The organism is Silvimonas soli, from assembly GCF_030035605.1.
Classification (GTDB): domain Bacteria; phylum Pseudomonadota; class Gammaproteobacteria; order Burkholderiales; family Chitinibacteraceae; genus Silvimonas; species Silvimonas soli.
Window position 1 is genome coordinate 4,301,518 of the sequence record NZ_CP106736.1, and the last position, 17,931, is coordinate 4,319,448.

The 17,931-nt window shown below is 55.6% G+C and carries 20 protein-coding genes; 13 read left to right on the forward strand and 7 right to left on the reverse strand.

Translation table 11 applies throughout. From position 1 onward, the window contains the following. Positions 1-9: 9 nt before the first annotated feature. Entirely contained in the window at positions 10-864 is an 855-nt protein-coding gene (locus N7220_RS19725) for an HD-GYP domain-containing protein (protein ID WP_283149244.1), read from the reverse strand. A 172-nt stretch (positions 865-1,036) separates the two neighbouring features. Here N7220_RS19725 and aroF point away from each other — a divergent pair, with 172 nt between their 5' ends. The 12 genes from aroF (at position 1,037) to rfaE1 (ending at position 12,605) form a co-directional block, all read left to right on the forward strand. Beyond that, positions 1,037-2,053 (forward strand): 3-deoxy-7-phosphoheptulonate synthase, encoded by a 1,017-nt coding sequence (gene aroF / locus N7220_RS19730; protein ID WP_283149245.1) that lies wholly within the window; start codon positions 1,037-1,039, stop codon positions 2,051-2,053. A 149-nt stretch (positions 2,054-2,202) separates the two neighbouring features. Then, positions 2,203-2,910 (forward strand): META and DUF4377 domain-containing protein, encoded by a 708-nt coding sequence (locus tag N7220_RS19735; protein WP_283149246.1) that lies wholly within the window; start codon positions 2,203-2,205, stop codon positions 2,908-2,910. A gap of 52 nt (positions 2,911-2,962) precedes the next feature. Continuing rightward, positions 2,963-3,835, forward strand: a complete 873-nt coding sequence (locus N7220_RS19740; protein WP_283149247.1) for a prephenate dehydrogenase — start codon at positions 2,963-2,965, stop codon at positions 3,833-3,835. A 98-nt stretch (positions 3,836-3,933) separates the two neighbouring features. After that, entirely contained in the window at positions 3,934-4,923 is a 990-nt protein-coding gene (gene mgrA, locus N7220_RS19745; RefSeq protein WP_283149248.1) for an L-glyceraldehyde 3-phosphate reductase, read from the forward strand. Next, positions 4,923-5,594 carry a (d)CMP kinase gene (gene cmk, locus N7220_RS19750; protein ID WP_283149249.1) on the forward strand — a complete coding sequence of 224 codons (672 nt, stop codon included), beginning with the start codon at positions 4,923-4,925 and terminating at the stop codon, positions 5,592-5,594. Before mgrA ends, cmk begins: the two co-directional genes overlap by 1 nt. Before the next feature lie 217 nt (positions 5,595-5,811). Then, complete coding sequence (gene rpsA / locus N7220_RS19755) at positions 5,812-7,494, forward strand: 30S ribosomal protein S1 (protein WP_283151455.1); 1,683 nt, start codon at positions 5,812-5,814, stop codon at positions 7,492-7,494. A gap of 14 nt (positions 7,495-7,508) precedes the next feature. After that, entirely contained in the window at positions 7,509-7,793 is a 285-nt protein-coding gene (locus N7220_RS19760; protein WP_283149250.1) for an integration host factor subunit beta, read from the forward strand. 237 nt (positions 7,794-8,030) lie between these two features. Next, positions 8,031-8,336, forward strand: a complete 306-nt coding sequence (locus N7220_RS19765) for a LapA family protein (protein WP_283149251.1) — start codon at positions 8,031-8,033, stop codon at positions 8,334-8,336. A 63-nt stretch (positions 8,337-8,399) separates the two neighbouring features. Beyond that, positions 8,400-9,575, forward strand: coding sequence for a lipopolysaccharide assembly protein LapB (gene lapB / locus N7220_RS19770; protein WP_283149252.1), 1,176 nt, complete (start codon positions 8,400-8,402; stop codon positions 9,573-9,575). A gap of 62 nt (positions 9,576-9,637) precedes the next feature. Further along, the gene (pyrF, locus tag N7220_RS19775) at positions 9,638-10,336 is read left to right on the forward strand and encodes an orotidine-5'-phosphate decarboxylase (protein ID WP_283149253.1); all 699 of its coding nucleotides are present in this window, start codon (positions 9,638-9,640) and stop codon (positions 10,334-10,336) included. A 3-nt stretch (positions 10,337-10,339) separates the two neighbouring features. Next, positions 10,340-11,656: a UDP-glucose dehydrogenase family protein gene (locus tag N7220_RS19780; RefSeq protein ID WP_283149254.1), complete on the forward strand. Its 1,317-nt coding sequence runs from the start codon at positions 10,340-10,342 to the stop codon at positions 11,654-11,656. Then, positions 11,634-12,605 (forward strand): D-glycero-beta-D-manno-heptose-7-phosphate kinase, encoded by a 972-nt coding sequence (rfaE1, locus tag N7220_RS19785; protein WP_283149255.1) that lies wholly within the window; start codon positions 11,634-11,636, stop codon positions 12,603-12,605. Before N7220_RS19780 ends, rfaE1 begins: the two co-directional genes overlap by 23 nt. A gap of 71 nt (positions 12,606-12,676) precedes the next feature. Here the strand turns inward: rfaE1 and N7220_RS19790 are convergent, their stop codons facing one another. The 6 genes from N7220_RS19790 to fdxA all read right to left on the reverse strand — a co-directional run bounded on the left by N7220_RS19790 (position 12,677) and on the right by fdxA (position 16,549). Then, a complete protein-coding gene (locus tag N7220_RS19790; RefSeq protein WP_283149256.1) occupies positions 12,677-14,488 on the reverse strand; it encodes a sensor domain-containing diguanylate cyclase in 1,812 nt (603 codons plus the stop codon). 185 nt (positions 14,489-14,673) lie between these two features. Beyond that, a complete protein-coding gene (gene rplI / locus N7220_RS19795; RefSeq protein WP_283149257.1) occupies positions 14,674-15,123 on the reverse strand; it encodes a 50S ribosomal protein L9 in 450 nt (149 codons plus the stop codon). A gap of 17 nt (positions 15,124-15,140) precedes the next feature. Continuing rightward, positions 15,141-15,368 (reverse strand): 30S ribosomal protein S18, encoded by a 228-nt coding sequence (rpsR, locus tag N7220_RS19800; RefSeq protein ID WP_283149258.1) that lies wholly within the window; start codon positions 15,366-15,368, stop codon positions 15,141-15,143. A 12-nt stretch (positions 15,369-15,380) separates the two neighbouring features. Beyond that, entirely contained in the window at positions 15,381-15,686 is a 306-nt protein-coding gene (gene priB, locus N7220_RS19805; protein ID WP_283149259.1) for a primosomal replication protein N, read from the reverse strand. Between the two features lie 28 nt (positions 15,687-15,714). Further along, positions 15,715-16,080: a 30S ribosomal protein S6 gene (gene rpsF / locus N7220_RS19810; protein WP_283149260.1), complete on the reverse strand. Its 366-nt coding sequence runs from the start codon at positions 16,078-16,080 to the stop codon at positions 15,715-15,717. A 145-nt stretch (positions 16,081-16,225) separates the two neighbouring features. Continuing rightward, positions 16,226-16,549: a ferredoxin FdxA gene (gene fdxA / locus N7220_RS19815; RefSeq protein ID WP_283149261.1), complete on the reverse strand. Its 324-nt coding sequence runs from the start codon at positions 16,547-16,549 to the stop codon at positions 16,226-16,228. Between the two features lie 170 nt (positions 16,550-16,719). Here fdxA and gluQRS point away from each other — a divergent pair, with 170 nt between their 5' ends. Beyond that, positions 16,720-17,697, forward strand: coding sequence for a tRNA glutamyl-Q(34) synthetase GluQRS (gene gluQRS, locus N7220_RS19820; protein ID WP_283149262.1), 978 nt, complete (start codon positions 16,720-16,722; stop codon positions 17,695-17,697). The last annotated feature ends 234 nt before the right edge of the window (positions 17,698-17,931 follow it).

A 17,931-nucleotide genomic window follows, 5' to 3' on the forward strand; every position in this document is an offset into this window, starting at 1 on the left:
GAAGGCCGCTCAGGTGGCAACGGCAACTGATTCGCCCAAGCCATTGCGGATCGTCACCGCCATGGCGCGGACCAGGTCTGGATCAAGCTGCAATGGCGGTGCGGTTTCTTTCTCGTTCAGCGGAGTCAGTAGCCAGTCTTCATGATTGCCAAACACCTTGAGGCGGCTACGACAGGCCGGGCAGGCAATCACTGCGCCGCTGCGAGTCTTCCTCGGGATGGCGATAATCGGCCCGCAACTTGGACACGCCTGCAGTCGCACCCCAGGCTCGGAATGGCCGACCACCTCATCAAATACCCCGGTTTTACCCATGCGGATAAATCGCTCTCCCAATTCGGCATCGAATTGCGTGCCGAGCTTTTCCGCGATGATATCCAGCGCCTTGGCAATGGGCATGCCTTGCCGGTAAGGGCGGGTGGAGGTCATGGCGTCAAATGCATCGGCGATGCCGACAATTTTTGCGGCAAGCGGAATATCCGCCGCGATCAACCCGTGTGGATAACCTTTGCCATCGGGCGTTTCGTGATGCAGCGACACGGCGTCCATGGCCAGAAAGGCGAGCGGATGGTTGCCCAGCAATTTGGCGCCTATCTCCGGATGAGTACGAATCACCGTGTATTCTTCGTCTGTAAGCGGGCCAGCCTTGTGCAAGATGGCATCCGGGACGCCAATCTTGCCAAGATCATGCAAAAACCCGCCCAGCGTGATCTGGGAGACAGATTCTGCGGGTAATTCCATGTCCTGCGCCATCAGATACGACAACTGTGAAACGCGCCAGAGATGGCCGCCCGTGTATGGGTCGCGCGCTTCAACCAGCGAAGCCATCACAAAAAGACTGTTGAGCAGGTGTGAGACGAGATCCATACTGGGTTTTCAGCCTTGTCGGGTTAGTGGGCAAGTACGCGTTTCCACAGCATTGGTCGGACGAATTCCGGATTTGTTACGCGCAGCAAAGGCAATTGCCGTTTTACAATTACGGTCTATTTGAGATTCACTTGCACTATGGCATCCGGCGTGCCGGAATACGGAAAAATTTATGATTATCGTAATGCAGACGGGCGCAACTGAAGCCCAAATCAATGGTGTGGTCGGTGAAATCCATAAAGCCGGTTTGCGTGAACATCTTTCGCGCGGCGCGGAATTGACCATCATTGGCGCCATTGGCGATGAAGACAAACTGGATGCGGCGCATCTGGAAATACTGCCCGGTGTAGCGCGGGTAAATCGCATTACCAAACCCTACAAAATCGTTTCGCGTGATACGCATCCGGACGGATCAATCATCCGCGTGCGCGGGATTCCCATCGGGGGCGAGCAGATTCAGGTCATTGGCGGGCCATGCTCGGTAGAAACCGAAGAACAAATGGAACTGGCTGCGCAAGGTGTAGCCGATGCCGGTTGCCGCATGATGCGCGGCGGCGCGTTCAAACCACGCACTAGCCCGTATGCTTTTCAGGGCTTGGGCGTACAAGGGCTGGAGTACTTTCAGCACGCTGCGCGCAAGCATAATTTCCCCATCGTTACCGAGCTGATGGATGTGCGCATGCTCGACACCTTTATGGAATACGACGTCGACGTCATCCAGATCGGTGCGCGCAATATGCAGAATTTTGATTTGCTGAAAGAAGTGGGGCGCGTCAACAAGCCGATTATTCTGAAACGCGGTTTGTCGGCCACCATTTCAGAATGGCTAATGTCGGCCGAATACATTGCGGCCGGTGGCAATCACAATATTATTTTTTGCGAGCGTGGCATTCGTACCTTTGAAACGGCCTATCGCAATGTGCTGGATGTGACGGCGATTCCGGTTCTGAAACGCGAAACGCATCTGCCAGTGATTGTTGACCCAAGCCATGCCGGTGGCAAAGCGTGGATGGTACCGGCACTGGCTCAAGCCGCTGTAGCGGCAGGCGCTGACGGCTTGCTGATCGAAATGCACCCCAATCCATGTGAAGCGTGGTGCGATGCCGATCAGGCGCTGACACCGGAAGAGTTGAAGAAATTGATGAAGACGCTGGGAGCGATTGCACAAGCGGTGGGCAGAAGTCTGTAAGAGGCAGACTTGGCTGCAATGGGGTGGCACAAGAGTGATTTGGATTACCGATTTGGCATATACGGGTAAAATTCCCGCGATTGGTATAAAACCGATGCCCGTTATGGTGGTCGCATTAGCTCACTTTAATGAAAACAGGAGCAAACTCCATGCGCATTCTTCAAGCCACCGTACTTGCCGCACTGCTCGGCGCTGCCAGTATTGGCGCCCAGGCTCGCTCGTTGCTGGACGGGGATTATCAGCTTGAGTCATGGCGGGTTGCCGGTCAGCTTCAGCAGGAAAAGTCACAGCAGCCGGTGACACTCAAGATTGATGGTAATCATGTAAGCGGGTTTTCGGGATGCAACCGTTTCATGGGACAAATCCAGACACTGAATGGTTTGAAGATTGGTCCGTTGGCAGGCACGCGAATGGCGTGTGTGCAGCCAGAGGTTGGCGTTAAAGAGAGTGACGTCTTGAAGTTGCTCGATACCAGCAACCAGTACCAGCTGGATCAGCAAGGCCATCTGGTATTCATGACCGCCAATGACGACCGCCTGGTATTTGCTCGCAAAGGCGCTCCCGCCGCAAAACCGGTAACGCAAGCGGCGGCTGCCAACGATGAACGTGTAATCCAGATCGCGCCAGAAACGCGGACTTGCTCGGCGGGCGCGGGCAAAATGGACTGCCTGCAGGTGCGTGAATCGGCCGATCAACCGTGGACCATGCTGTATGGCGGGATCGACGGTTTCAACTACCAGCCGGGTACGCTTTACACCTTGCGGATCAAAGAAACCAAAGTGGACAATCCACCCGCAGATGGGTCTTCCATCAAGCGCAGTCTGGTCAGTGTGTTGACCACGCTGGTCGAGCAATAAACCGTTGCCGGTGGGTCGGCATCAATATCGTTAAAAACCAAGGGCAATTTGAATGAGTGGCGTGCGCAAGCTGGTATTGCTGGGAACGGGTTTGATTGGTGGCTCGTTTGCCCTCGCGCTCAAGCGCGCACGCCTGGTTGAGCGGGTGGTTGGCGTCGGTCGTAATTCGGCCAACCTGACCCGTGCCCTGGAACTGAATGTCATCGATGAAGCCTCGCACGATGCCGCTACTGCTGTGCAGGGTGCCGATCTGGTGTTGCTGGGAACGCCAGTAGGCCAGATGGGTGCCCTGATGCAAGCCATCGCTCCGCATCTGGCAGATGATTGCATTGTGACGGATGGTGGTTCGACCAAACAGGATGTCGCCGGCCTGTTTCGTGCCTTTCTGCCCGGGCATTTGCACCATTGCGTGCCCGGCCATCCAATTGCCGGTTCTGACCTTTCCGGCGCGGCGGCTGCCCAGTACGGATTGTTTGAAGGCCGCCGTGTGGTGCTCACACCTTTTGCCGAGACTGCCCAAAATGCCCTGCAGCAGGTAGAAACCTTATGGCAGCAATGCGGGGCACGGGTGTATACCATGACCCCTGAGCAACACGACGGCATTTTTTCTGCGGTCAGCCACGTACCGCATCTGCTGGCCTTTGCCTATATGAACGCGGTTCTGGCCAAGACCGATGCCCAATCCTGCCTTGATTTTGCCGCTACTGGTTTTCGCGATTTCACCCGCATCGCCGGTTCACATCCGGATATGTGGCGCGATATTGCATTGGCTAACCGCAGCGCAATCCTCGGTGATCTGCGTTCGTGTGCCACACAATTACAGCAGGTGATTGCGCTGGTAGAGGCGGGCGATGAGGCCGGAATGGCCGAATATTTTTCGACCGCAAGCCAGGCGCGCGTCGCTTGGGGCCAGCGTAATAAATAAGTTTTTTGGGTGCTTTAAACTAAAAGCCGCCTGCTCCTTGCGGGCGGTTCTCGTTGGGGCTTGATGTATGGACCAACAAAAATAACAGGACAAGAACGATGACTTATTTTGCAAGCAAAACCCGTTATGACCGCATGCCTTATCGCCGTTGCGGCAAAAGCGGTCTGAAGTTGCCAGCAGTGGCACTCGGGTTGTGGCATAACTTTGGCGACAACAAGCCCTACGAAACCTCGCGCCAAATGGTGCTGGAGTCGTTTGATGCCGGCATCACACACTTTGACCTGGCCAACAACTACGGCCCACCTCCCGGTTCCGCAGAGTCGACCTTTGGCCGCGTGCTGACTACTGATCTGAAGGCGTATCGCGATGAGCTGATCATTTCGACCAAGGCGGGTTGGGAAATGTGGCCCGGCCCCTATGGTGACTTCGGTAGTCGTAAGTACCTGATGGCCAGTCTGGACCAAAGCCTGCAGCGCATGGGCCTGGACTATGTGGATATTTTCTACTCGCATCGTCCTGATCCAGATACACCGCTGGAAGAAACCATGGGCGCGCTGGATGCCATCGTGCGTCAAGGCAAGGCGCTGTACGTCGGTATCTCTTCGTACTCGGCTGACCAGACTCGTGAAGCATCGCGCATCCTCAAAGAACTGGGTACACCGTGCCTGATTCATCAGCCATCGTTCTCGATGTTTGATCGCTGGATCGAAAACGGTTTGACCAAGGTACTGGATGAAGAGGGCATTGGTTCCATCGCCTTCTGCCCGCTGGCACAAGGTCTGCTGACCAGCCGCTATCTGAACGGCGTACCCAAGGATTCGCGCGCTGCCGATACGGGTAACCCTTTCCTGACTGCAGACAAGGTTGATGCTCGCCTGGCGCAGGTCAAGCTGCTGAATGATCTGGCAGTGGCACGCGGTCAGACGCTGGCGCAAATGTCGCTGGCATGGGCACTGCGTCAGGTTACCACTGTGATCATTGGTGCCAGCCGTGTCGAGCAAATCCATGAAAATCTGGGTGCGGTCGACAATCTGGAATTCAGTGCTGATGAACTCGCACGTATCGAAAGCATCCTGGCAGGCAAGTAATGCATAGTTTGTTGGTACCTGTTATTGCAATTGATGGCCCGTCTGCGTCCGGTAAAGGTACCGTGGCGCAGCGGGTGGCTACTGCGCTGGGGTTTCATTATCTGGATTCGGGCGCGCTGTACCGGTTGGCTGCCTTGGCAGCAGGCCGGGCCGGCGCGGCGTGGGATGACGAAAATGCAGTGGCTAATGTGGCGCAAACGCTGGATGTGCGCTTCGTGGGTGAGCACATCCTGTTGAACGACATTGATGTGAGCACGGCGATCCGCACCGAGGCAATTGGCGTGGGCGCGTCCAAAGTGGCAGCGTTTGCCCAGGTGCGGGCCGCCTTGCTGGAGCGTCAGCGCGCCTTTGCTCAAGTACCCGGCCTGGTGGCTGATGGCCGCGATATGGGCTCGGTGGTATTTCCGCAGGCTGCGCTCAAGGTTTTTCTCACCGCCAGTGCGCATGTTCGGGCCGAACGCCGCTACAAACAATTGATCGCGCGCGGTGAAACGGCTGATCTGGAAGCCATTACCGCCGATCTGGAAGCACGCGACGCCCGTGATCGCGCCAGAACCGTCGCGCCACTCATGCAATTGCCCGATGCCCACTTGCTGGAAACGTCCGATCTGGGTGTAGAAGAGGCGGTTGCGCAAGTTTTAACATGGTGGCAAGCGGCAAATCATCGCTAAACACTTGAACAAGTTGAGAGATTTCTCTAGAATCTCTAGTTTCCCGGATTGGATGGTATGACCATATCATTTCGTCCGGCATCCCGCGCAAGCGGAAAACTGGTGGCTGGCGGCGCGCAAAGCACTGTTGGCCTGGTTTAACGAACCCCCCTCTGGGCGTCAGTCCGGAGATGCTGGAACCTTTCATTTCATGACTACTGCAACTTTTAACGACTCCATGGAAAGCTTTGCTGCGCTTTTCGAGGAAAGCCTCACACGCCAGGAAATGCGCGCTGGTGAAGTGATTACCGCCGAAGTCGTCGGCATCGATAATAACTTCGTGACCGTGAATGCCGGTCTGAAGTCGGAATCCCTGATTCCGCTGGAAGAATTCAAGAACGATAACGGCGAAGTCGAAGTCAAGGTTGGTGACTTTGTTCCCGTCGCTATCGACAGCCTGGAAAACGGCTACGGTGAAACCAAGCTCTCCCGCGAAAAGGCCAAGCGTCTGGCTGCGTGGATCGAGCTGGAAGACACTCTGGAGAAGGGCCTGGTCATGACAGGCGTGATCTCTGGCAAGGTCAAGGGCGGTCTGACTGTGATGGTCAACGGTCTGCGTGCTTTCCTGCCGGGTTCGCTGGTCGACATCCGTCCGGTGAAAGACACCACTCCGTTCGAAGGCAAGCAAATCGAATTCAAGGTGATCAAGCTCGATCGCAAGCGCAACAACGTTGTTGTTTCGCGTCGCGCCGTGCTGGAAGAATCCCTGGGCGAAGAGCGTCAGAAGCTGCTCGAAACCCTGCGTGAAGGCGCAGTGGTCAAGGGTATCGTCAAGAACATCACCGACTACGGTGCGTTCGTTGACCTGGGCGGCATCGACGGTCTGCTGCACATCACCGACCTGGCATGGCGTCGTGTGAAGCACCCGTCCGAAGTTCTGGCAGTTGGCGATGAAGTTGAAGCCAAGGTCCTGAAGTTCGATCAAGAGAAGAACCGCGTTTCGCTGGGTCTGAAGCAACTGGGCGAAGATCCATGGGTGGGTCTGTCACGTCGTTACCCGCAAGGCACCCGTCTGTTCGGCAAGGTTACCAACCTGACCGACTATGGCGCGTTCGTTGAAATCGAACAAGGCATCGAAGGTCTGGTGCACGTGTCTGAAATGGATTGGACCAACAAGAACGTTCATCCGTCCAAGGTTGTTGCTCTGGGCGACGAAGTTGAAGTCATGATCCTTGATATCGACGAAGAAAAGCGTCGTATCAGCCTGGGCATGAAGCAATGCATGGCTAATCCTTGGGATGAGTTTGCAGAAAACTTCAAGAAGGGTGACAAGCTGAAGGGCGCGATCAAGTCGATTACTGACTTCGGCGTTTTCGTTGGTCTGCCAGGTGGCATCGATGGCCTGGTTCACCTGTCCGACCTGTCCTGGAATGTGACTGGCGAAGAAGCCGTTCGCAACTTCAAGAAGGGTGACGAAGTTGAAGCACTGGTTCTGTCGATCGACGTGGACAAAGAACGCATCTCCCTGGGCATCAAGCAACTGGAAGGTGATCCGTTCAACAACTACGTGGGCACTAGCGACAAGGGCGCCATCGTCAAGGGTACTGTGAAGTCCCTGGATGCCAAGGGTGCCGTGATTGCTCTGACCGAAGAAGTTGAAGGCTACCTGCGTTCGACCGAAGTTTCCCGTGACCGCGTGGAAGACATTCGTTCCGTACTGAAGGAAGGCGATGCTGTCGAAGCCATGATCATCAACGTTGATCGCAAGAACCGTTCGATCAACCTGTCGATCAAAGCCAAGGATATGGGCGATGAGAAAGATGCAATGACTCGCCTGTCCACGACTGCTGACAGCAGCACTGCTGGTACAACCAACCTCGGCGCATTGCTGAAGGCCAAGCTGTCCGGCTCCAACGAATAAGGGAACGAGGCAGCATGACGAAGTCCGAACTCATATCGAAACTCACCTCCCGCTACCCGCAACTGGTGACAAAAGATGCTGAGTTGGCCGTCAAGACCATTCTCGATGCGATGGGCAAGAGCCTGGCTCAAGGTCAGCGCATCGAGATCCGTGGCTTTGGCAGCTTTGACCTCAACTATCGCCCGCCGCGAGTGGGGCGCAATCCGAAATCAGGCTCTCGAGTCGAAGTTCCGGAAAAATTTGTGCCACATTTCAAAGCAGGCAAGGAATTGCGCGAGCGCGTAGACGAGCTCCTGTGATATCCCTGTTGTCATCCGACAGCACACAAAAACGGCCCCTTCGCGGGCCGTTTTTTTATGTGCAAGCGAAACCGTTTTTAACAGCTTTGGCTGATATGGCCGCCCGTAACGGTTTAATGAGTAACAGTGAGCGGCTCATCGATACAGCATTGTTACTAATGCACGGGAAAACCTGACATGGCTGGTTGCCGTGAATCGGCTACAATATCGGCATAATCCAATCTGCATGGAATAACGATGCGTTATGTCTACGGGCTCCTCAAACTGATTGTGTTTGTTGTGTTGTTGGGATTCGCCATGCGCAATGGTGCGTCAACATCACTGCGTTTCTTTGCGGGCTATGAATGGACCGCCCCGCTTTCCATGATTTTGCTGGTGTTCTTTGTGGTCGGCGTGGCATTGGGTTTGCTCGCTTCATTCACGCGTGTCGTGCGTATGCGGCGCGAGCTGGTTTCTTTGCGCAAAGAATTGCGTGTCCGGGCAGCCGCGCCGGTGGCGACTGCCGAAGCCGTGGCTGTTGAACCACCGCGCGATGCATTCTGACAGCGCTTGTTCCAATCCTCAGAATAACGATAATGCCGGCTTGAACTGGCCAGGTTAATTCCAATGGTAGATTCCCAATATTGGTGGTTGATTGCGTTTCCAGCCTTTTTTGCTTTGGGCTGGCTGGCTGCACGCATTGATATCAAACACGTTTTATCTGAAACACGTTCTTTGCCGGCCGCTTATTTCAAAGGGCTCAATTACCTGTTGAATGGCGAAACCAATCGTGCGGTTGAGGTATACGTAGAAGTTGCCCGCCACCACGTGGAAACGGTAGAACTGCAATTTACGCTGGGGCATCTGTTTCGCCGTCGCGGTGAACTGGAGCGGGCAATTCGCATGCACCAGAAATTGCTGGCCCGCCCCGAATTGAATGTCGCCCAGCGACAGCAAGCGCAATTTGAATTGGCGCAGGACTTTATGGCCGCCGGTTTGTTTGACCGCGCCGAAGCGATTCTCACCGAGTTGCAACACACCGATTATGCGCGCCAGGCGCGTACCGAATTGCTCGGCGTTTATCAGCAGGAAAAGGCATGGCGCAAAGCCATTGAAATCGCCCAGCAATTACGTGATGACAGCCATACATATCAGCATGAAATTGCCCAGTTTCACTGCGAACTGGCGGAGCAAGCGATCGCTCGCTCGCAACCAGACGACGCACGTGTCGAACTTGAAGCGGCATTGACTGCCAATCGCCAGTGCGCGCGTGCCCGTTCCCTGCAAGGGGAAATGGCCATTCAGGCGGGCGAGGCGACGATAGCCATCGAATGCTGGCTGGCCATTGAAACACAGGATCCGCATTATCTGGCGTTGATCGCCCGTCCGTTGCTGGCTGCCTATGACGGAATGAATCGCGCCGAAGAAGGTACACGCCTGATGGTGCGGCTGTTAAGCCAATACCCAGATCTGGATGTGCTTGATCTGACTTACGAGCGACTCATGACCCAGAAGGGCATGGACGACGCCTACGCTTTCGTGCGCGAGCGTTTGCGCAGCCATCCGACCATGCCGGGTTTGCGGCGTGTGCTTGAAACGCATTTACTGGTTGCGCCCGACGATCAGAAGGCCGACCTGGAAATTATTGTCAAACTGCTGAACGAGGCTACACGTGAGCAGTCGATGTATTACTGTAGTCATTGCGGGTTTAAGGCAAGGCAGTATTTCTGGCACTGTCCGGCCTGCACGGAGTGGGAAACATTCGCTCCTGTGCGTGGCCAACGCAGTCGCAATCCGCAATAAACCCCGCCCTGACGCGGCCCGCGATGGCGGGCTGCGCGCTTACTGTGAGCAGAGCAGAATCTATGTTGCATGACCCCAAAATCATTGTTGCCCTCGATTACGCCGATGCCGCCTCGGCGCTGGCATTTGCTGACCGCGTAACGCCGCAGCAATGCCGCCTGAAAGTGGGCAAAGAATTGTTCACCAGTGCCGGTCCGGCGGTGGTCGAAGGCCTGGTTGATCGCGGATTTGAAGTCTTCCTGGATCTCAAATTTCACGATATTCCGAATACCGTAGCGCATGCCTGCAAGGCAGCGGCGCGTCTGGGGGTGTGGATGGTGAACGTCCACGCGCTGGGCGGACGCAAAATGATGGAAACCACGCGTGAAGCGCTGGAAGCCTTGCCGCAAAGGCCGCTTTTGATTGCCGTCACTGTTCTCACCAGCATGGACGCCGGGCAACTGGCTGAAGTCGGTCTGCCCTCACCCGAATTGCAAGTCGAGCGGCTTGCCCGGTTGACCCAGTCCAGCGGCCTGGATGGCGTGGTGTGTTCGGCACAGGAAGCGGGCCGCCTCAAGACCTTGTGCGGCGCCGATTTCAAGCTGATTACGCCGGGTATTCGCCCGGCCAATGCCGCGCTGGATGACCAAAGCCGGGTGATGACACCGCAGGCCGCGCTGGCAGCCGGCTCAGACTATCTGGTGATTGGCCGGCCAATCACGCAAAGCGTAGATCCTTTGGCTACGCTGCAACAAATCAATCAATCGATCAAGGAAGCCTGATTCATGAAAATCTCAGTGGTTGGTACTGGCTATGTGGGCTTGGTAACTGGCGCCTGCCTTGCCGAGTATGGCAACGACGTGGTGTGTCTTGATCTGGACCAACGCAAGATCGACCTGCTGCGCTCGGGTGGTATACCGATTTTTGAACCGGGCCTGGACGATATCGTCGCGCGCAATGTGGAAGCAGGGCGCCTGCGTTTCACTACCGATATCAACGAATCAGTCGAGCACGGCACCGTGCAGTTTATCGCCGTGGGCACGCCGCCCGGCGAAGACGGCTCGGCTGATCTGCAATACGTACTGTCTGCCGCGCGCAATATTGGCCGCGCCATGACTGACTACAAAGTGATTGTCGACAAATCGACCGTGCCGGTTGGTACTGCGGGCAAGGTGAAAGAAGCTATCGCTGAAGAACTGGCCAAGCGCGGTCTGACGCTGGAATTCAGCGTGGCCTCGAACCCGGAATTCCTCAAGGAAGGCGCTGCGATTGAAGACTTCATGCGCCCGGACCGCATTGTGGTCGGCGCTGAAGATGATCGCGCCATCCGTATCATGCGCACCATTTATCAGCCGTTCCAGCGCAATCATGAGCGCATGCTGGTGATGGATATCCGTTCCGCCGAACTGACCAAGTACGCCGCCAATGCCATGTTGGCGACGCGGATTTCGTTCATGAACGAACTGGCCAATCTGGCGGAAAAGCTGGGAGCCGATATCGAACTGGTGCGCAAAGGCATTGGCTCGGACCCGCGCATTGGTTACAGCTTTCTGTATCCGGGTGCTGGCTACGGCGGCTCGTGTTTCCCCAAGGACGTGAAGGCATTGTGCCGCACGGCCAACGAATACGGCATGGACCTGAAAGTGCTAACCGCCGTGGAAGAGGTCAATGACGAGCAAAAAGGTCTGTTGGTCAAGAAGGTCACCAAACGCTTTGGCGAAGACCTGAAGGGTCACCACTTCGCAGTTTGGGGGCTGGCATTCAAGCCCAAGACCGACGATATGCGTGAAGCACCGAGCCTGGTGGTGATTGATGGCTTGCTCAAGCGTGGCGCCACGGTCAGTGCCTTCGACCCTGTGGCCATGAACGAAGCAAAGCATACGCTGGGCGATTCCATCGTCTATGGCAAGACCTTCATGGATGTACTGGACAACGCCGATGCGCTGCTGATCGTCACTGAATGGAAAGAATTCCAGGTGCCGGATTTCAACGCCATCAAGGCGCGCCTGAAGCAGCCAATCGTATTTGATGGCCGTAATCTGTTTGAACCTTCTGTCGTACGTGAACACGGATTTGAATATGACGCCATCGGCCGCCTCTGAGACATCCCAAAGCGCGCTGCGCGAGGCGATGAGCCGTGCTCGCGTGCTGGTTGTGGGTGACGTCATGCTGGACCGCTACTGGTTCGGTGACGTCAAACGTATTTCGCCGGAAGCGCCGGTGCCAGTGGCGCACATCCGCAAGACTGAGGAGCGAGCCGGTGGTGCAGCTAACGTGGCGCGCAATATCGCCGCGCTGGGCGGTAAGGCAACGTTGCTCGGTGTGGTCGGACAGGACGAAGCGGGCGATACACTTGAACGTCTGATGCAGGAAGAGGGCGTGGCGACGTCGCTTTATCGTGATCCGGATATTGCCACTACCGTGAAGTTGCGGGTATTGGCACGCCAGCAGCAATTGCTGCGAATCGATTTCGAAGAGGCGCCCAGCCACGAAATCCTGGCGACCAAGCTGGATGATTTCTGCCGCATGCTGCCAGACACCGACGTGGTTATCTTGTCCGACTACGGCAAGGGCGGCTTGCACCATGTATTCGACATGATTGCTGCGGCTCGTGTGGCGGGCAAGCCAGTACTGATTGATCCGAAAGGTGAGGACTATTCGCGCTACCGCGGTGCCACGCTGATTACGCCGAATCGCTCGGAGTTTCGTCAAGTGGCCGGTGAATGGCGTGATGAAGCGGACTTGGTGGCCAAAGCGCAATCCATGCGCGAGCAACTGGATCTGGACGCATTGCTGGTTACCCGTAGCGAAGAGGGCATGACGCTGTTCCGCAAGCAGGGTGTGGCGCACATGCCAACAGTGGCTCGCGAGGTGTTTGACGTGTCGGGTGCGGGCGATACCGTGATCGGCACCATGGGCTTGATGCTGGCCGCTGGCCTGGATTTGCCGCAAGCAATGCAATGGTCGAATCTGGCTGCAGGCATTGTGGTCGGTAAACTGGGCACGGCAGTTTGCCATCTGGACGAGTTGTTTACCCAAAAGGCGAGCTGACCAAGCTGGTACGGGTGATTTACGCCAATAAAAAGGCCGACATCGTCGGCTTTTTTATTGGCAGTCAGAGATCAGGCAGTGGCACCTGGTGCTGGCGGATGCTCGATTTCCACCCTGTTTTTGCCGGCTTTTTTGGCGCGGTACATTGCCGCGTCAGCGCGGTCTATCGCCCAATTGCCGGGCTCACCCGGCTGCAATAGCGTCACGCCAGCACTGAAGGTAATCAATATCTTTTCGTTGTTGTGCAGGAAAAAGCGGCGAGTCAGTTCGCGTTGCAGGCGCAGCATGGCGGCAGAGCCCTCCGTCAGACTGGTTTCCGGCAGCAACAAGACGAATTCCTCACCGCCATAGCGGGCAATGCGGTCAGTGGGGCGCAGCAGGGATTTGACCACCGCCACGAGGTGAATCAGCGCTTTGTCACCGGCGCTATGCCCACGACTGTCATTCAGGCGTTTGAAGTCGTCCAGATCAAGTAGCACCAACGCCAGCGGGCTGCCGTGGCGCTGGGCGCGGGCAGCCTCAATGACAATGCTTTCTTCGAGCCCGCGACGATTCAAAGCACCGGTAAGCTGGTCTTCACGAACCTTCTCGCTAACTGAGCGCAGTTCATTTTCCAGTTGTTGAATCCGCGCCTGGGCTGCATCAGCCTCGGCGCGGGATTCCAGCAATTCATCGCGGGTACGTACCACGTCCAGCTTCATTGAGCGCGTATCCTGGGTCAGGTTATCCAGAACGTCTTTCAAATCCGCCAGATTATTGCTGCGTTCGATCTGATCGCTGTAACGGTTGATCCGGGTGTGATACTGGTCGGTGCTGTCGGCAATGGTGCCCAACCGGTCGATGAAAGAGGTCAAGACGGACTTGAGTGAGGTCTGTGCTTCACGCAGGCCCTGCTTGAGCACGCTTTGCTTGTAGATCACCTCTTTCAGACCCGCTTCGGCGTCATAGATCAGTCGCATGTCCAGCGGTTGCGACATGATGTTTTGCACCACGGCGATTTGCCCGTGCACCCATTCTTCGTCGACGATGATCTCGCCAATATTGTCGGTCAGCAGGCGCAATAGATTGAGCAAGCCGTCACATAAGCGCTCTTCCTGGCCGTTGGTGAGCTCTAGCCGGATCCAGAATTTTTTCAGGCGTGGCACAAACTTGCGCAGGTCATTCTCGGTTAGCACACCTTCAACTTCGCGCGCCAACGATGATGCGTCAATGGCCAGATCGGGATGATGCGTCAAACGTGCTGCCAGCCCCAGATCAAGCGCCTGGGCCAGGGCTTCGCGCCATTCTTCCCAATTGGCCAGACTGGGATTGTTTTCGGCGACTTCCATGATTGGTGCAATTGCACCGGCTGGAAGGACTTCTTCAACCCGATCGACCGGGTCGATCGACCCGCCAGAAGTTTCTGTCCAGGAGCGGACCAAGCCATCCAGTTTTTCATTCAACGCGGCAGGGTCGGCACCGAAGTTGATAAGTACTTTTTCCAGCGAATCCTGCTTGCGACTGGTGGGATAGGCTGGATTGCGCAGTTCCCACTGGCGCATGAATTCGCGTAATAAATCGGCCCAACTGCGTGTCAGTTGGGCCTGCCCGCCTTGCAGGTCCACGCATTTGAAAATCAGTTCTGGCGCGCGCTCCCAGTCTCCGGCGCGAATGGCGCGGCGGAACTGATCCAGATTGCGTAGTAATTCGGGGGATTGCCGTGGCAATTGCGCCAGTTTTTCTTCCAGCACCCGTGCTAATGGATTAAGGCGCTCTTCTTCCGGAGTACCCGCAATGCTGTGAAAGATTTCTTCGTAATGGTCCGGTGTCGGCGAAATACGGCGAATGGAGAGCTGCTTTAGCGTTTCCCGTGCTACATCGGTCGGGTTTATATTGGTGCTCATTCGCGTACTGTCCTTGTTCGCCGCGGCGATTGAAGGGCTCAATTATAATGACTGGCGCGATATTTGGTATGTGCAACAGCCAGGTGTTGCAAGAGTGGGGTACAGCGGAATGATAGACGTAAAAACGGGGAGCTATGCTCCCCGTTTTTATCATTGCAGACCGGCAAGAAACCGGTCAGAAATGCTTATTGCTCGCCAACAACGGTAACCTTGACTTCAACAACCACGTCGTGGTGCAGAGCCAGGGAAACGTCGTATTCACCGATGGCTTTGAAAGCGCCATCCGGCAGACGAACTTCAAATTTCTTCACTTCAAAGCCAGCAGCGGTGAACGCTTCAGCAATGTCGGTGTTGCCAACGGAACCGAACAGGCGACCGTCAACACCAGCCTTCTGGCTGATGGTAACGCTAGCGCCTTGCAGCTTCTCGGCACGGGCTTGTGCGGCAACCAGGATATCAGCTTGCGCTTTTTCCAGGTCAGCACGGCGTGCTTCGAATTCTTTCAGGTTGGCGTCGGTTGCACGCTTGGCTTTGCCTTGCGGGATCAGGAAGTTACGGGCAAAGCCGTCTTTAACTTTGACCACATCGCCCAGGCCACCCAGATTTGCTACTTTTTCGAGCAGAATGATTTGCATATTTTATTCTCCCCGGCTTAGTGCAGATCGGTGTACGGCAGCAGCGCGAGGTAACGAGCGCGCTTGATTGCTGCAGACAGTTGGCGTTGGTATTTGGCTTTGGTGCCAGTAATACGTGCTGGAATGATTTTACCGTTTTCAGCAATGAAATCTTTCAGGAGCGCGGTGTCCTTGTAGTCGATTTCTTTGATGCCTTCAGCGGTAAAGCGGCAAAACTTCTTGCGCTTGAAAAGGTGGCGAGACATGGTATCTATCCTTTAATTCAACAATTCGTACTGTTCGATATGCAACACGAGCCGGCGGCGAAGTTTTTGTCCCATGCTTACCAAAAAGCCTGCGACTCTGACTTGTTGACCAATTTGCAGTTTGCTTAATGCCTGAGCAGTAGGGCCAGAGGCTCTGGCCGGTGCTTCCAGCGTTACCCGCCGGGGCATTTCATTTTCCAGTTGCTCCGATTCATGCAACAAAACCAGTTCCAGAATCGGGATGCCTGCTGGCGTAATGCGCAGGGCCTGCATTTCAATCAGGGTGCCGTTTAAAAGTACCCGGTTGCTTTTCGTCACGTCGTTGCGTTAGCAAGTCGACCAGCCATTAAACGGCTTGGTCTTCCTGTGCCGGAGCGGACAACGACTTGGACTTCTCTTCCTTCATCATCGGGGAAGCTTCAGTCACTGCGTGTTCCATCTTGGTAGTCAGATGGCGCAGTACGGCGTCGTTGAACTTGAAGGCGTGTTCGAGTTCGTCCAGGGTTTCCTGGCCGATTTCGACGTTCAGCAGAACGTAGTGAGCCTTGTGGATTTTCTGGATAGGGTAAGCCAGTTGACGGCGGCCCCAATCTTCCAGGCGGTGGATCGTGCCGTTGCCGGTCGCGATCAGGGATTTGTAGCGCTCGATCATTGCGGGCACTTGCTCGCTTTGATCAGGGTGCACGATGAATACAATTTCGTAATGTCGCATGTGTGCTCCTTACGGTTTAATAACAGCCTGCCGCGTGCGACGCCGGTCAGGCAAGGGGTGAACACGCAACTATATATGAAAAACCCGACCCCATGCAAGCTGCTGGGCCGGGTTTTCTAATTGGATGCTGCCAATCGGTACGGATTTAGCGTTCGATCTGGTCGATCTTGTCGGTTACGCCAGCCCAGGTTTCGTGGTCTGGTTGCGGATCTTTCTTCTCGACGATGGCTGGCCACAGCTTGGCCAGTTCTGCGTTGAGCGGAATATAAGCCTGCATATCGGCCGGAACGTCATCTTCGGCATAGATGGCCTCAACCGGGCATTCGGCCACGCACAACGTGCAGTCGATGCACTCGTCCGGGTCAATCACCAGGAAGTTCGGGCCTTCGCGAAAGCAATCTACCGGGCAAACATCAACGCAGTCGGTGTACTTGCATTTGACACAGGCGTCGGTGACAACATAGGTCATGGCGTATCCTTTTTCAGAGCGGAGCGAGTAGGTGTTAATCGGTCAGCGCGAGGTGGTGCGCGCTGACGCGTGATATAAAATGCGGCTATTTTATAACAAAGCGGCGCCAAGGCTGAACTACTCGTGTTCAAAACAATGAAAACCCGCCATCTTCAAGGCGCGTGCCTCCCATGTTTTCGCTGAATAGCACTGTTGCTGCGCATCGATCCGTTGCCTTCACGGTCGACCATGCAGCGCCAAACGGCTATCGCGGGCGGTTTGCGCCCAGCCCGACTGGCGTGCTGCATGCCGGTTCGCTGCTCGCCGCAGTTGCCAGTTATCTCGATGCGCGCGCCAACGGCGGGCAATGGCTGGTGCGCATGGAAGATCTCGATGGGCCGCGTTGCATTCCCGGCGCTGCCGAGCGGATCTTGCAGCAACTCGACAGCTGGGGAATGCATTGGGACGGAGAGGTGGTCTACCAGAGTCAGCGCACTGCCTTGTACCAGGACGCTTTGAGCATTCTGCAAGATGGCGGGCATGTATATCCGTGCAGTTGCACCCGCAAAGAAATTGCCAGCGTGGCGCATGCCGGGGTGGACGGCCCCGTTTATCCGGGCACTTGCCGCAACGGACTCAAGCCGGGCGCCAAGGCACGGGCATGGCGGGTCAGGGTGCCCCAATCTGGTGTGATTTCTTTTACCGACCGGATTCAGGGTGCGCAGCTGCAGGCATTGGCCGAAGAGGTTGGTGATTTTGTATTGCAGCGGGCTGACGGATTGTTTGCATATCAATTGGCCGTGGTGGTCGACGATGCGCTGCAAGGCATAACACATATTGTCAGAGGCGCTGATCTGCTTGATTCGACCCCCCGTCAGCAATACTTGCAGCAATTACTCAATTGCCCGTCTCCTGAATATGCGCATATCCCGGTACTGGTTAATTACAAGGGCGAAAAGCTTAGCAAGCAAACCCTCGCACCCGAGGTGTTGTCAGAAAATCCGGTTCCGGTGCTTTGGAATGCACTTTTGTTGCTGGGACAAAATCCGGATCCGGCTCTCCTTTCTGCCTGTTTACAGGATTTCTGGTCGTCTGCCGTGAACAAATGGGATTTGCGTTCAGTGCCCGTCGGGCGTCGGGTTCAATCCGATGGTCGGCTGTATGAGTGAATTATCTGTTGTTTGAAAAATAACAATTGCTTATTAAATTTGACAATTCTTATTGAATTGGCGATTTTTCGGATTATCCACTACTGGTAATCAGTGTGCTTGCTGCTTCACCTTGCGTCTTTTTGGCGTCGGGTGTTATGTTCGCGGCCCGGAATTTATGAATTTGCCAACCCTGTTTTGGGTTGGTCTATGCGAAAGAAATTGGGGGAAGTCTGTGCCTATCAAACCTGGAGT